10 protein-coding genes are annotated in these 15,167 nt (G+C 33.8%); 9 read left to right on the forward strand and 1 reads right to left on the reverse strand.

The window, feature by feature from the left end; genetic code table 11:
* The first annotated feature begins 344 nt into the window (after positions 1–344).
* The 5 genes from BN1058_RS08825 to BN1058_RS08845 all read left to right on the forward strand — a co-directional run bounded on the left by BN1058_RS08825 (position 345) and on the right by BN1058_RS08845 (position 6,852).
* Positions 345–740, forward strand: coding sequence for a hypothetical protein (locus BN1058_RS08825; RefSeq protein ID WP_141652137.1), 396 nt, complete (start codon positions 345–347; stop codon positions 738–740).
* Positions 741–967: 227 nt separating this feature from the next.
* On the forward strand, positions 968–3,400 hold the full coding sequence (gene lexA, locus BN1058_RS08830; RefSeq protein WP_090856125.1) for a transcriptional repressor LexA: 2,433 nt from the start codon (positions 968–970) through the stop codon (positions 3,398–3,400).
* A 143-nt stretch (positions 3,401–3,543) separates the two neighbouring features.
* The gene (locus BN1058_RS08835; protein WP_090856129.1) at positions 3,544–5,355 is read left to right on the forward strand and encodes a hypothetical protein; all 1,812 of its coding nucleotides are present in this window, start codon (positions 3,544–3,546) and stop codon (positions 5,353–5,355) included.
* Between the two features lie 190 nt (positions 5,356–5,545).
* Complete coding sequence (locus BN1058_RS08840) at positions 5,546–5,869, forward strand: nucleoside triphosphate pyrophosphohydrolase (RefSeq protein WP_090856132.1); 324 nt, start codon at positions 5,546–5,548, stop codon at positions 5,867–5,869.
* Positions 5,866–6,852, forward strand: a complete 987-nt coding sequence (locus tag BN1058_RS08845; RefSeq protein WP_090856135.1) for an HNH endonuclease domain-containing protein — start codon at positions 5,866–5,868, stop codon at positions 6,850–6,852. Before BN1058_RS08840 ends, BN1058_RS08845 begins: the two co-directional genes overlap by 4 nt.
* Before the next feature lie 122 nt (positions 6,853–6,974).
* On the opposite strand, the gene BN1058_RS08850 is transcribed toward BN1058_RS08845, so the two are convergent.
* Positions 6,975–7,775, reverse strand: coding sequence for a PRC-barrel domain-containing protein (locus tag BN1058_RS08850; protein WP_090856138.1), 801 nt, complete (start codon positions 7,773–7,775; stop codon positions 6,975–6,977).
* A 159-nt stretch (positions 7,776–7,934) separates the two neighbouring features.
* Here BN1058_RS08850 and aspD point away from each other — a divergent pair, with 159 nt between their 5' ends.
* The 4 genes from aspD (at position 7,935) to BN1058_RS08870 (ending at position 14,764) form a co-directional block, all read left to right on the forward strand.
* A complete protein-coding gene (gene aspD / locus BN1058_RS08855; RefSeq protein ID WP_090856140.1) occupies positions 7,935–9,542 on the forward strand; it encodes an aspartate 4-decarboxylase in 1,608 nt (535 codons plus the stop codon).
* A gap of 249 nt (positions 9,543–9,791) precedes the next feature.
* A complete protein-coding gene (locus BN1058_RS08860; RefSeq protein ID WP_090856143.1) occupies positions 9,792–11,420 on the forward strand; it encodes a diguanylate cyclase in 1,629 nt (542 codons plus the stop codon).
* A 100-nt stretch (positions 11,421–11,520) separates the two neighbouring features.
* Positions 11,521–11,889 carry a response regulator transcription factor gene (locus BN1058_RS08865; RefSeq protein ID WP_090856148.1) on the forward strand — a complete coding sequence of 123 codons (369 nt, stop codon included), beginning with the start codon at positions 11,521–11,523 and terminating at the stop codon, positions 11,887–11,889.
* A complete protein-coding gene (locus tag BN1058_RS08870) occupies positions 11,879–14,764 on the forward strand; it encodes an ATP-binding protein (RefSeq protein ID WP_090856151.1) in 2,886 nt (961 codons plus the stop codon). Before BN1058_RS08865 ends, BN1058_RS08870 begins: the two co-directional genes overlap by 11 nt.
* The last annotated feature ends 403 nt before the right edge of the window (positions 14,765–15,167 follow it).

Below are 15,167 nucleotides of genomic sequence, written 5' to 3' on the forward strand. Positions count from 1 at the left end.
AAAGTAGCAGGTGAAAAAATTTCACCTGCTTATAACTCTGTTTTAATTGTAATTATATTAAAGCATTTTGTTTTCATTAAAAACATAGATAACGATATTTTTAAGTCTTTTTCAATCTCTACCATTTAGATCAACCATTTAAGGCTATGGCATCCACAGTGGCATCCGTTTGGCAACAAACTTGGGCCTGCAAATCCTCTGATATAACTGTATTCACAAGAATTGTCGATAACATATAATAATTAGAGGTAACCAACTTCCCGCCCTTGACAAGGTAAAGGTCTCAGTTTTTATATCATAAGAATCTATTCCTAAAATATATATTAAATAAAATATTAAAGGAGATGAGTGAAATTAAGTGCTTAGTTTGTAGCGGTTCATATTTCAGAAAAGGATATTACGATTTAGATTTAAAATTAGATATTTACTCAAGTGCACATAACAATGTGGATGTACATAACAGAAGCTTTAATGCAGACATTAATGTTGACATCGATGTGGATGTAAGGACCGATGTTTACCATGATGACATTGTCTTAAATGGTGATCTTGATTTAAAGTTGTACTCAGAAGATAAACGAAATAATTATCCGAACTATGCTGAAGTCTATAAATATGTTTGTGATAACTGTGGCTATATAATGAGTTTCATTAAAGAAAAGCAAGTAGAAAGTAAAAAAGAAGAGAAAGAACGAAAGCAAAAAGAACGATCCTATGATTGGTCGGACTTTGGTAAGTGATAATTAATTAAAAATCTTATTTTAGAATTGTAATGAAAACAATTACTCAACACTAAAAAAATGGACTATTTTCAATTAATAGTCCATTTTTCACACTTTCCTCCCAAACTATTCCCACCAAACAACCCATCCCTTGTCGAATTATGGTAAAATACCAGTATAATAGAAATTACATAATTCATTGTCATAAATACGTCTTTGCTAAAACTGGTTGGAGGGGAAGCGGTATGAGATTAAACATAGAGCAACGAAAGATTGTGGAATTGGAGCCGTCTGGACATGTGTTAATTAAAGGTGTTGCTGGTTCAGGAAAAACAACGGTTGCTATTCGTCGCATTGCATTCTTGCAAGATCATTATAGTCATGAAGAAGATGATAATATTCTTCTTGTTACTTTTAATAAAACACTATTAAAATATATTCAATACCAGTATGAAAAGCTAGAAGATGAAGAAAAAGGGGATTGGCAGAATTTATTTGGCTCCAATAATGAAGTTGTCATTCGTAATATAGATAGTTTAATGTACTCTTTCTTTAAAAAATACCAAATGCGACATAAGGTTAGTTACAACATTTTAAATGCTGGACTGCAACGTAAAGCAATCCAAAAAGCGATACATATGACAAAAGAACAATATCAAGATATAAAACTGTTATCACCGAAATATAGTGGCTTTTTATTAAATGAAATTGCATGGATTAAAGCTTGTGATATCCCTGATGAATCGAGCTATCAAGAAATGGATCGCATTGGTCAAGCTAGTGGTGGGAAAGGCACACCACAAAAATTAACGAAAAACTCGAAGACTCGTGCTGCTATTTACCAACTAAAAGAAACATATGATCAGGTCTTGCTTGCGGAAGGTATGGTTGATTTTATGACGATGAATCAATTAGCACTTCAGGAAGCATCAGAGGTTGAGCATGAGAAATATACACATATCATTATTGATGAGAGTCAAGATCTTACTAAGGTACAACTAAAATTCTTGAAATGTATTTATCAAGAAAAAAGTTATTCATCTATCATGTTTGTGGCTGATAATACACAAAGTATTTATTCACACTCATGGCTTGGTAAAGGACGGCCTTATACAACGATTGGTTATGACATGAGTGGGAAAGCGCGTACTTTATCAAAAAACTATCGGACAACGACAGAGATTTCTAAAGCAGCCTATGGTCTGATTGAACATGATGAGCAAATCAAAGGGAATGTTGATTTTGTAAAGCCAGCCTTAATCGATAGACATGGACACGCCCCTATTTATCGCTTTTTTAAGAATAACCAACAACAAACAGACTACCTGATTGATGAAATAAAGGCATTACATAATGACTATGATTATCGTGATATTTGTTTGGTTGCGAAAGAAAACAGAATAATGGAGAGTGCAGCAACTAGTCTTGAACATGCAGGAATTCCTTGCCAAATATTAAAAACGAAAGAACCGAAGTTTGGTGATGATTCTGTAAAACTAATTACCATGCATTCGATAAAGGGGCTAGAATTCAAAGTCATCTTTTTAATCAACTTGGATGATGAAGTGATTCCGAATACATCCCAAATAGACATGGATGATGAAGACATGTTATTTTCTGAAGAACGTAAACTTCTTTATGTTGGAATGACACGTGCAAATGATCTATTGTATATGTCATCTGTTAAAAAGCCGTCTCCTTTTATTAAGGAAATAGATAATCGATTAATTCGCCTGATGCGCGATTCAGCAATTCGACCATTTCAGTCTATTGCCATTCAAGACTATCAACTTACCAATCAATTAGTCGATTTGAATGCCAAAGAAGAAGCTGTACGCCAGTGGTTGTTAAGAGAATTAGTACAGTCATTTGGCTATCCATTAGAATTGATAACAATAGAATATCCTGTGCAGCAATTTTCTAGACGAGGCTATGTAGATATCGCTGTTACGGTCGAAGTAAACGGTGAAAAAATGCCTTATATTTTTGCTGAGGTAAAAGCTTTTGGTTTAGGTATTGAAGAAGGATTGCCACAGCTGAAAACGTATATGGAAGCAGAACCAAAAGTACAATACGGTATCGTTACTGATGGACTAGAAGTACAGATCATGGATCGAAATGGAGATCTAGTGAATGATGTCCCACCATGTCAACCGCAATTTTTACCAGAAACGAAATATATACGAACATACAATGATCTGCGACATAATCGCACGTATCGTTATGCACAAGACGTAGAGGATGAAACAAATATTGAAATTATTGATCCAGCAACCGAATTAGTTGTCAATCAAGCGGTTGATCTGAACATACCGCTTATTGGTGATGTGGCTGCAGGTATACCAACCGAAGCAATTCAACATTTTGAAGAAAGTGTGTTGCTACCAAATGATTGGATCATTCAAGAGAATCAAACCTTTGCGCTAAAAGTAAAAGGTGACAGTATGATCAATGCCGGAATTGATAAAGGTGATATTGTCATTGTGCATCGTCAAACAACAGCATCAAATGGGGATATAGTCATTGCATTAATTGATCAAGAAGCAACCATGAAAAAGTACATGCCAATGGGTAGTACTGTCTTGCTTATTTCAGAAAACACGAATTATGAACCCATTCAAATGACTCCAAATGATGTTGTAATTAATGGGAAAGTTATTGGGGTGTTGAAAGGGTAGAGTTTATTCTAAAAGTTCTTTTCCAAAATAATTGTTTATATTAAAAGGTACTCTAAATAAATATAAAGTCAGAATACTGGCAGTCAGTTTTTTGCAATTAATAAAATTGATAAGTTATGTTTAGTATAATGAGGTGAATAATAATGACAAATACTACCACTTTAATGATAGAGTATAATATTAATGGGATAGGTGTAATTAATTCTAAATTTTATGGGCTTGCATCAGAGTTATTTCAAGACAAATCTTTAGATGTACAACATCATTTAAACACTATCAATCAACTAGGTGCTATTCGTTATATTCATAATGGAGCTCACTATACGCGATATGAATATGTGCTACTTCAAATTATGTTAATAAATCTTTTGAAAGATGAAGGTCGGATGAACTTAGGTTCTAAAAAAGACTTTAGAGAAATATTAGACAAGGAAAAAAACGAAGATGAAATAATCAATGTAACAGCTGCTGAGTTATTACAACTAATTGTATTATATGGTAATATGGGTTATTTCAAAGATACCTTCTCTAGTAATAAAGTTTGGTTTCATTTGTTGAAAAATAACTCTTTAGGAATAAGAACGCTATTTCGGAAAGGTTTAAGAGGTAAAAGTAAAAATCTGCTGGATAAAATAATAGAGAATGCAGATTTTCATAAGGTCCAGTGGTTGAATACACTTTATCTGTTTTCGAGAGAAAACAGATATAATAAATATAGAATTGTTTGTGAGGAGATATTAGAAAATATTCTTGATTTAAAAACAAATCAATTCTTAGAAATATATTCAAAATTAAGAAAAGTATCCTATATTGTAATGGATAGCCATTTTTCTCATATTCCGATTTCAGTAGATTTTCAAAATGTATTATTTGATAAGAAGCTTTTTGTGGATGAAGTAAATAAAAAAATATCAGGTTTAATGAGTATATTTGATCGAATGAATGATTTGTTAGAAGATACATTATATTTAGAGAATAACGCAATTTTAATCGGAGCAAAACGAGCTAGGGAATTGTATCAACAGATTCAGGATTTATCTGAAGGAAGTTCAAATTGGCCAAATTCTATATCAAGTATTACTGAATTGGTACGAGAAAATCAATCACCTCTACAATCGGAAAAAGAACTGTCAAAAGTTTCTATACCATGGGATAGAGATGTTAATTTAAGCATAACCTACTTTGTTAACGAAAGGAAATTTTTCCCTAAAGATGTTTTTCAAGAAGAACTAAATAAATCAAAGTATTTAGGCGGTCAGTGCCATGTTGGTATTGTATATGCACCTGATCACTCAAAATATAGAACAGTTTATGCAATAAGTGAAGGTTTGGCAGGGTTATCACGTATTAAAAAAACTTTAAGGATTGTTAATAACGCTGCAATCGACTTTTTACGCTACAAAAATCATGCAAAAAAACAAGTAAACAATGGGGAAACACATGAAGTAATAATAAAAAAGCTAATAACCTATATTTTCAGAAACATTCTGGTTAAAGATTATTTTTGTGAGTTTAATTATCATGACATAAGTGAGTCGTTTATTATTGTCAACGGAAACAAGAATGCTCAGGAAAACGTAAAAAAAGCGCATGAAAAATTTTGTGAATTATATCCATATGACAAAGATGGTAAACATGAAATAAATACAATTTTTAAAAGTTTAGAAGAAATGGAATATAGAGGATTGTATATAATTTATACTGGATCGCTTAGATTTATTAATGAAGAAAATAAATCTGTATGTGAAGTTGATGGAATAATTTTAACTCCAAATAATCAAGAGCACTTTATCAGAGTTATTGAAGCAAAAAAATTAAAAGGAAAAAGGTCTCGCTCAACTCAGGCAATTAAGCAATTAGAAGAACAGTTCATTCCTGTTTTATCAAAGAATTTATCAATAGTTAAACGAAAGTTTGAAAATTATGGGGCTGAAATTCAAGTTAAACGCCCATAACAACACTTCTATCATCAAGAAATATTAACAAAGTCTAATTGATGTCATGATTAATGGAAAGGTAATTAGGGTTTTGAAGGGGTAGGTTAATAGTACTAAAGTTTAGGTGCTTGTGCCTTAGTTCAATATCATACAGATTCAAATTCCATCAAAGCCCGTATTCTACTATATCAAAATAGAGGTGTCCTTCATGCTAACTTACAACAAGCTAGTTCGTGATAAAATACCAGAAATTATTAAAAAAGACGGAAAATCCATTACAACTACGATTCTATCTGATGAAGCGTATCGTGATAGTTTATACAAGAAGTTGCTAGAAGAGGTAGAGGAATTAATTGCGGCAGATTCATCTTCAGAAATAATCGAAGAAGCGGCTGATTTACTAGAAGTGATTGAAGGTCTAGTCAAATTAAATGGTTCAAGTATTCAAGAAGTAGAACAGGTGAGAGCTAATAAGAAAGATCAGCGTGGAGGATTTGATAAGCGCATTTTTCTTCAAGAGGTAAGTGAATGAGTCACAAGTTAAAAGTAGGCGAACTAAAAGGACATTATCTAACTGATGAAGAAATTTGGCGTATTTTTACGGTGGTTTTGTCTAGTAAATCTGCAAAGTCATCTACTTACAAATATGCGCTCATTAAAGCGTTGATAGAAAACTTGTACCAAGTTAATGATAACTTTGAATTGACCTATGATCAATTAGCTTATTCTTTTACAAAGGTTTATTGGAATCTCATCGTTCAACATAATTTGGTTAAACAAAACAGAGGTAAGAATGCAAGAGTTGTAACAATTATCAAGGAGATTCAGTCAAAGTATCAAATACCAGCTGAATTTAGTTTTGATAAAATAGATGCACAAATACAAATTAAAATGGTTTCTGAAGTAAAGTCTACGATGAAACAAAATGTTTTTGGTGCACTCTATGGGGATACAAGCGAGAAATTTTACGCGTTTGACCATAAGCATGATTACTTTAAATTAAATCCATCTGTACATCGTTTTATGTTGAACTATCAGCGGCTAATTGTGAATCTTACTAACTACCACATGGCAAAAATGATTGAGGAGTTAAACGAAGTACCAAGTATCAATTATCTGCTTGGAAAGGTTGAAACGATCGCCAGGCGTTCAACTTTACGGCCTTTTGAAAAGGTGTTGTTGAACCACTTTAAACATTTTTGTTTCTATTGTGGGAAGGCTTTATCTAAGGGGAAAAGGCAAACGCATGTCGATCATTTTATCCCATGGTCATTTGTTCAGTCAGATCATATATGGAATCTTGTTCTATCCTGTAGTACGTGTAATGGATCGAAAAGTGACAAGCTTCCTAAAAGGTATTTCCTTGATTCTATCATTGATAGGAATAACGAATTGATTGATAAGGACGAGGATGCTAATGTGATGCATGACATGAGAAATTACAAAGACAAGAAAATCATTTTACTTTATGACTATTCAATTAAGAACGGGTTTGATCAAATATGGAGTCCCTAATGAGATTAGGGAATGCAGATCCTCTTCCTAGACACTTGTACATATTAGGGTTAGACCCATCAACAAAAAAACAAAGGCCCTGAACCCTAGTCAGAGCCTTTGTTTACATTTAAATGAACGATTTATAGTTCCCAATACTTTGGTTTACCTAATTTGCTATATAATTTTTCCTCATATGCTCTAGTGATTGGTTCATTAGGATCAAAATCTTTTATTTCTTTGAATTGATCTTTCGTGAGGTCAATAAATACTTTTTGGCTTGCCCATTCAACCTTGTTAATCCAATCAGTTGATAGCAAAATATGATCACTAGCTAATGGATCATTCGTATTTACGACTATATAATAGATTTTCCAGTTTTCATCGTCTATCACAAAATCTGAAACATGACCGATTTCACCGTCAGAAGCTTCAACACGATATCCAAAGAAGCTGCCGTCTATTTCATTCACACTTCTTAAATGATGGTCCATCGCATCATCTGTGCTAACGTCATTTTGTAATAATCCACTATTCTGTGCATCCACTAAATCCTGTGGGTAGGTGTAACCACCCCATGGTCCAGCTAATCCACCTAATCCAAATGAATAGTTAGGCCAACCATAATAATTGATTAATTTCGTTTCAGCTTGTTTCGATACTGGTTCATCTTCATGTTGGTTCGGTGCATTTTTAATCATTTCGGTAGTTGCTAATACATGGAGCGAACCATTCTCCATATCCACAGAATCAAATGAGACAGGTGATAACAACACTTTTTTCCCCGGTAACCATTTTCTTGTGTCAACCACTAAATAACGAACAGTCCAAAACTTATCATCAAAGTAAATGTCTAGAACTCCACCCAGCTTACCGTCAGAAGCATTGATTTTTAACTGTTTAACTGTTGAACCTAAATAAAAAATACTTAGCCTCCTTATCATTTGAAGATGGTAGATTTTAATTTCGCTCTTAATAATCTATTCCCCTGAAGAATTTTTATAAAACTTTTAATATCAAAAAACACATACATGCAATTATATTCCAGATTATTTGTGGAATACTCTTGTTATCAAGGTAGCAGTTTGTTTAGGAGGCTTTTTATGGATGAACTTAAAAAACAAAGTCAAGCGTTAGACAAAATAAGTCCGTTTGAATTAAAAGATAAGCTTATTGATCTGGCAAAAGGAAAGAAGAGAATGACTAGATCGATGTTAGATGCTGGTCGTGGAAATCCGAATTGGACCTGTGCTACACCGCGGGAAGCCTTTTTTGCACTTGGACAATTTGCGGTAGCAGAAGCAAGAAGCGTTTGGGATGACGGTGATTTGGCTGGTATGCCTAGTCGGGTTGGAATTGCTGCGCGTTTTAATAAATATGTAAAGGAAAATCAGCAAGTTCCAGGCATTCCGTTGCTGCAAGAGATTGTTGATTATGGAGTCATTCACAAACAGTTTGAGGCCGATGCATGGGTTTATGAATTAGTGGATGGTATTATCGGTGATCATTATCCTAATCCAGATCGAATGCTTGTTAGAACGGAACAGGTGGTTCATGATTTTTTAATGAAAGAAATGTGCGGTGACGATGCCTCGTGTGGTTCCTTTGATTTATTTGCTGTGGAAGGGGCAACGGCAGCGATGTGTTATATTTTTGAGACACTATATAAAAATTACTTATTACCTAAAGGGTCAAAAATAGCCGTAATGGTGCCAATCTTTCCACCGTACATCGAGATTCCAGAGCTCCCATACAATGATTACGAACTGGTGAAGATAGAGGCAACAGCTATAGATGAACAAGGAAATCATACCTGGCAATACCCAGAGGAAGAATTAGAAAAGCTAAGAGATCAGGACATCAAAGCACTCTTTCTGGTTAACCCAAGTAATCCGCCATCTGTTGCAATAAAAAGGGAATCCATCGAACAGATTGTACAAATTGTAAAAAAAGATAATCCCAACCTGATGATTATTTCCGATGATGTGTATGGCACTTTTGTTGAAGGGTTTCGTTCGCTAATGGCTGACTTGCCATATAATACGATTGGAGTCTATTCTTTCTCAAAATATTATGGTGTAACGGGGTGGCGGTTAGGAACGGTCGCAATCAATCGAAACAACGTGTATGATCAATTAATCAACGCGTTATCGGAAGAAGAACAGGATGTCTTGAATAAAAGATACGCTTCGCTTACATCGGAACCGGAAAAGCTTACCTTTATCGATCGAATGGTAGCAGATAGTAGGGATGTTGCGATGAACCACACTGCTGGATTATCGACACCACAACAAGTACAAATGGCGCTATTCTGCATTTTTTCGATGCTTGATACCAATAATGCATACAAACAAAAAACCAATGCTATTTTACATCGCAGAATGCAGTTATTATATGAAGGACTTGGTTTACCAAAGAAACACTTACCAAACGAAGCTGATTACTATACAAAGATCGATTTGGAATTGTGGTGTGATCACCACTATGAAGAGGGATTTACAACATACCTTATTGAGAATTATAACCCGGAAGACATATTATATCGCTTGGCAGAAAAGTCTTCCATTGTATTGTTAAGTGGGGAAGGGTTCTTAGCACCAGCATGGTCGATTCGAGTTTCCCTTGCCAATTTAAACGATGAAGCCTACTTACGAATTGGCGAAGAATTAAAAAACGTACTAGAGGATTATGTAGATGAATGGAAAGGGTAGTAAGCATTCAGCAATGTATGAAAGTCGACACCAGTTAATGGTATCGGCTTTTTTCTGATTTTCTTTGCAAGGATGCGATAAGATAATAATCACAAAAAAGGAAGCAGAATTAATTAGTACATGTTATTATAAATAGTGTAAAAATAACGGTATAATTAGGTAAAACACTAGTAAAAAAGAAGGTAATCTTTTAAACATTAACTTGTTGATATATTAGAATGATAGATTAGGGTGAAAGGGGGGCCCTCGATGGATTTAGATAAATACAAACAGTTGTTATTTAATAAGATCAAAAAGCAAGCAATCGAATGGTTTGAAAGTGGTAATCAAAAAAGTATACCGAACGAGGAAGTGAATCGATTTCTTCACTCGATAAAAGGAACTTCTGGAACCTTACAATTAGACGGTTTATTTCACATAGCATCTGATTTACTAGATGACATTAAGGAATCGAAAGAAAAAACGTGGATCAATTCAGAGCTAAGCGAATATTTATATCCATTATTACAGCTAAGCTATGAATATGAGAATTTCAAACAGGAAGTATCAGAAGAATTAAATCCGATCATTGAGCGAAATGAAAAAGCACCACTGATTCATTTAATAGATGATGATGTATCTATGCTAATACTGCTTAAGGATACTTTAGAAGAACAAGGTTGCATGGTTTTGGCTAATACGGATCCGGTAAAAGCAACGAACCAATACTTTGATATATTGCCTGACTGCTTAGTAATCGACCTCGATATTCCAGCCAAAAATGGATTTGAAATATTACAAGATATTCACGAACACAATGAAAAACAGTTTATTCCAAAAGTGATCATGAGTGCTTCGCAAGGACGAAAAGAGCGAATAGATGCCTTTAAAATGGGAGCAGATGACTTCATTGGCAAGCCGATTGATATGGAAGAATTTATAGTCAGGGTATCACGCCATCTTCAAAGAAAGCGCTTATTTGATCAATCTGTTTTAATCGATGAATTAACACAAGTGTATAATAGAAAGTTGCTAAGTGCTGTTTATCAACGACAGCTAGAGAATGCCTCTGTACGTAATAATCCGTTTACTATTGTTATGCTTGATATTGATCACTTTAAAAAAATTAATGATACATATGGACATTCAGCAGGTGATCGAATTTTGCATCATTTTGCGCAGTTTTTGTCTAAGCATGTCACGAATGAGGATACCATTTTTCGTTATGGTGGAGAAGAGTTTGTTATTATATTTTCAAACACTTCGTATAAAGAAGTTCAAGAAAAAATAAATAAATTGATAAAAGATTATGGAATGATTGAACATGAAGAAAAGGGACATGCGATTACATTAACCTTTTCAGCTGGACTTTTTACAGTTTTTCAAGAGGAGATACCACTATCTGATGCAATTGAAAAAGCAGATCAAGCTCTATATAAAGCGAAGGAAAAGGGAAGAGCACGTGTTGAAATAGCAAATGATTTTTCAAAAGATACAGTTAAGAAAAAGTTGTATATATCGATCATTGATGATGACATTATTATTCGAACGATCCTTACAAAAATACTAAATAACATTACGTTAAAACGTGCGATATTAGATATTGAAGTCTTTGAAGACGGCTCGAAGTTTATGGAAAAGAAGCGTCATGAAATACAAGGAACGCATTTCATTCTTTTAGATGGTGTAATGCCTGTTATGGACGGAATGGAAGTCTTGCAAAAGTTAAAAGGATTGGACCGTGCCAATGACTTTCATATCTTAATGTTAACAAGTCGTAAAGGTGAAAATGATATTGCACGAGCTTTATCTTTAGGTGCTGATGATTATATAACAAAACCATTTAGTGTAACTGAGTTGCAAGCAAGAATTCAACGTTTATTACAAAGGATTGAGTAGAAATGTTATCTACAGAAATAACTATTTTGTTTATCTAAAAAAATCGTATGATATCATGAAAGATCTATACAAAAATGTTGAAATTACGGGGGAATAAAACATGAAAAAGATCCTTTTAGCAGAGGATGAAGAAGTCCTACGAATGCTTATTGTTGATACAATGGAGGATGAGGGATATCAAATAGATGAAGCAGTTGATGGTAAAGAGGCATTAGAAAAAATCGAAGAAGAGGATTATGACCTGCTAATTCTGGATTATATGATGCCACAGGTTACAGGCATAGAAGTAGTAGAGACCATTAGAAAAAATCCACTTAAGCAAGAGGTAAAAATTCTAATGTTATCTGCCAAAAATCAACAGTTCGAGCAAGAAAAAATATTAGATATAGGTGCAGATTATTTTATGTCAAAACCATTTAGTCCGTTAGGCTTGTTAGATAAAGTAGAGGAAATTATCAATGAAAATTAGAAATAAACTACAGCACAGTTTATCAGCAAAATTTGCTGGATTAATGCTTCGTGTTTTTCTATTTATAGTAATTGGCGCTCTTGTTATTGCTTATGGCTATCATCAACTAAATCAGTACCATAATAACAAAAATGATTTATTAGAACATAAAGAAGCAATCATTAAACAAATTGATAATCGTTTTAATCAAGCTTTTTTAGACTTCAGAGGATATTTCGCCTTTGAAAATGAAGCTCTAAAAGCGAGCGGTTACGAACAAGAAGAAAAAATACGCACATTATTAACAGAATTTCAAGAAGTGTCTAACACACCAGCAGATCGTATTTTTCGTAATAATGTTACCGAATATCTAACGTATTATTATACAGAACTGGTTCCTCATTCGATTACTAATTTTGAACAAGGTAATAGAGAAGAAATAAAACAAATGGCCAATCAAGGTGCAACCAAGACACTTAGCACGTTTCAAGATGACATTCGAAATTACCGTCATGAAATTGATAATCGGATAGAATCGAATTATGAATTACTTGTTCAACGAAATAGCTATATTTTAATTATTGTAGGAATCTATCTATTAGGTATTATGCTTATCTTGTTTCGGATGACACGGATTATGTTTAAAAACGTTGGTAAGCCATTAAGTGAGTTTGCCGAGGTTGCAAATGAAATTGCAGCTGGAGGAGATGCTGATGTCAACATCATTAATAATCGAGAGGATGAATTAGGTAAATTATCGGTAGCTTTTAAAAAGATGGTTACATCACTTCAAGAAAAGGAACAAGATTTGCTTGGTCAAAATGAAGAGTTGATAGCACAGCAAGATGAGCTGGAAGTGCAACAGGTTGAACTGGAAAGTACTTTGTCTAATTTAAGGCGAAGTGAGAATAACTTAAAACATCGAAATGAGTTTGTGAAAGGTATTTCGAATTCTCTTAATAAACAAACAGTCTTACAAGATATAATCGTGAATATGTGTAAAATAACAGAGGCAGATCAAGGAATTATTTGCTTTCTACATGAAGAAAATTTTGCTTCTTATGGTGTATCAAAGGATGGAGAGAAACAATTTCTTCAAAATTTAGATAATGGTCAAAATGAAAAGTTAGTACGGTATAAAGAAAGTTTTACTGTTAAACGGGAATTAGTTCAGGAGGAAAAGGGGTTTCATGAAGCAAAAAGCTATGCTTATGATTTATATCTTCCGATCTTGGATATTGAAGATGAAGTTGTTGCTATGCTTGTCCTGAGTCGCTATGGATCACCATTTCCGGAAGATAAATTTGAAGAGTATCAAGGGTTTGCAAAACAAATTTCAATTTCATTGGAAAATATACAAATGTATGATCAAACAGAAGAAGACCGAAAGCGAAATCAAGATATCCTTAATACAGTTCTGGAAGGGATACAATTAGTAGATGTCGAGGGGAAAACAATTCAAGTAAATCATAAGCTATGTGAAATATTTGAGTGCAAAAATTGGAATAAAGGAATTGTCGACACATCCATGGATAGTTGGGCACAAGAAATGGAAAACTATGTTCAAGAAAAAGATGAATTAATATCATTCTTTTCTAGAGCAATAGAAGCAGTGGATACAGACGAAACATATACGTACAAATTAATTAATACAAATAAAGTTTATCAAGTATATGCAAACAGCTTGTTCCATGAAGGAGAAAAGATTGGGACCATTTTTGTTCATAGAGATATTACAAAAGAAGCTGAGATCGATCAAATGAAATCAGAGTTTGTTAGTACTGTAAGTCATGAATTGCGTACGCCACTTGCGAGTATATATGGCTACACTGAATTAATGTTGAATCGAGAATTAAAACCAGAAAAACAAAAGAAATATTTATCAACCATCTATCAAGAAACAAAACGCCTAACTACCTTGATCAATGACTTTCTTGATGTTCAACGAATGGAAGCTGGAAAGCAGACGTATGAAAAAAAATATATTGATTTGATAGAAATAATCGAAAAGGTAATGGAAACACAACAGGTCAATATGACAGACCACCGTTTTGAAATCGACGTTGATACGAGCTATACAACCGTACTTGGTGACAAGGATAAACTTGAGCAATTATTCACAAATCTTATCAGCAATGCGATAAAGTACAGTCCAGATGGTGGAAAGGTGTCCATTCATCTTTATCAAGAGGAAGATTATATTAAAACGGAGATTAAAGATGAAGGTTTAGGAATTCCTAAAGAGGCATTAAATAAACTGTTTTCAAAATTTTATCGCGTAGACAATTCAGATCGTAGAGCAATTGGCGGCACAGGTTTAGGACTTTCAATTGTAAAAGAGATTAGTCACGCGCATAATGGTGATGTTTTCGTCTCCACAGAATACGGAAAAGGAAGTACGTTCACTATTAAGCTACCATTGGTTGATACCATATCGAATGTTACCGATCCAATTAAAGGCACAAAAGAAAATGAGGCGTATAAAATATTTATTATTGAGGATGATCGTAGTCTTGCAGGTCTGATTGAACATGAGTTGCGAGAAAATAAATTCTTTGTCCGCCATTTTACCAAAGCAACTGAAGCATTACAGCAATTAAAGGACGATCTACCACATGCTATCGTGCTTGATTTAAATCTTGAATCTGGTGAAATGGATGGCTGGGATTTCATGCGTGAATTAAAGAATAAGGAAGAACCATATAGTGATATTCCAATAATTATTTCTTCTGCACTAGAAGAGCAGAAGAAAAGTCTTGAACTAGGTGCTTGTGATTATTTCTTAAAACCATATAAAGCAAGTGATTTATCAAGAACGCTGCTTCAAACATTATTGAAGAAAGAAAAAAATGGTCAAATTTTTATTCCGGATTTGATCAATAGAGATCACGATTAAATTCAGGATTCGGTCCGCCTACAGCAAGACGTATATTATTTTTTTTCAATCAAAGCTCATATGTGCTTTGAAACAGTGATAGGTATGAGTCCAAATCATAAAGGGGTGCAGGACCAAACCAAAGTTCCCTTTTCTTATATGAACCTATATTTATCGACGATAACAATGCTTCATTTCCTTTTACTTACGAAAACAATCGTTATGATGTGACAGAAAGGTTAAATGGGCCTGCTATTCTTCTAGCTGCGTCCATTAAAAGTCCACGTTATTTTGCCGGAGAAGGTAAGGACATAGAACGAGTAGTTGTATATGAGTATTTTCGCTAATTTTCTTCCTTAATTTCCATAAGAAACTAGTATATTGTTAAAAATATGGTATAATAGATTTATTCAATCTTACTTTT

The sequence above is a fragment of the Paraliobacillus sp. PM-2 genome (genome assembly GCF_001368815.1).
Lineage (GTDB): Bacteria > Bacillota > Bacilli > Bacillales > Amphibacillaceae > Paraliobacillus.

Excerpts from the sequence above, each read along its gene's own strand:
- BN1058_RS08825 (WP_141652137.1), top strand. The coding sequence starts at position 345 with ATGAGTGAAATTAAGTGCTTAGTTTGTAGCGGTTCATATTTCAGAAAA.
- lexA (WP_090856125.1), top strand. The coding sequence starts at position 968 with ATGAGATTAAACATAGAGCAACGAAAGATTGTGGAATTGGAGCCGTCT.
- BN1058_RS08835 (WP_090856129.1), top strand. The coding sequence starts at position 3,544 with ATGACAAATACTACCACTTTAATGATAGAGTATAATATTAATGGGATA.
- BN1058_RS08840 (WP_090856132.1), top strand. The coding sequence starts at position 5,546 with ATGCTAACTTACAACAAGCTAGTTCGTGATAAAATACCAGAAATTATT.
- BN1058_RS08845 (WP_090856135.1), top strand. The coding sequence starts at position 5,866 with ATGAGTCACAAGTTAAAAGTAGGCGAACTAAAAGGACATTATCTAACT.
- BN1058_RS08850 (WP_090856138.1), bottom strand. The coding sequence starts at position 7,775 with ATGATAAGGAGGCTAAGTATTTTTTATTTAGGTTCAACAGTTAAACAG.
- aspD (WP_090856140.1), top strand. The coding sequence starts at position 7,935 with ATGGATGAACTTAAAAAACAAAGTCAAGCGTTAGACAAAATAAGTCCG.
- BN1058_RS08860 (WP_090856143.1), top strand. The coding sequence starts at position 9,792 with ATGGATTTAGATAAATACAAACAGTTGTTATTTAATAAGATCAAAAAG.
- BN1058_RS08865 (WP_090856148.1), top strand. The coding sequence starts at position 11,521 with ATGAAAAAGATCCTTTTAGCAGAGGATGAAGAAGTCCTACGAATGCTT.
- BN1058_RS08870 (WP_090856151.1), top strand. The coding sequence starts at position 11,879 with ATGAAAATTAGAAATAAACTACAGCACAGTTTATCAGCAAAATTTGCT.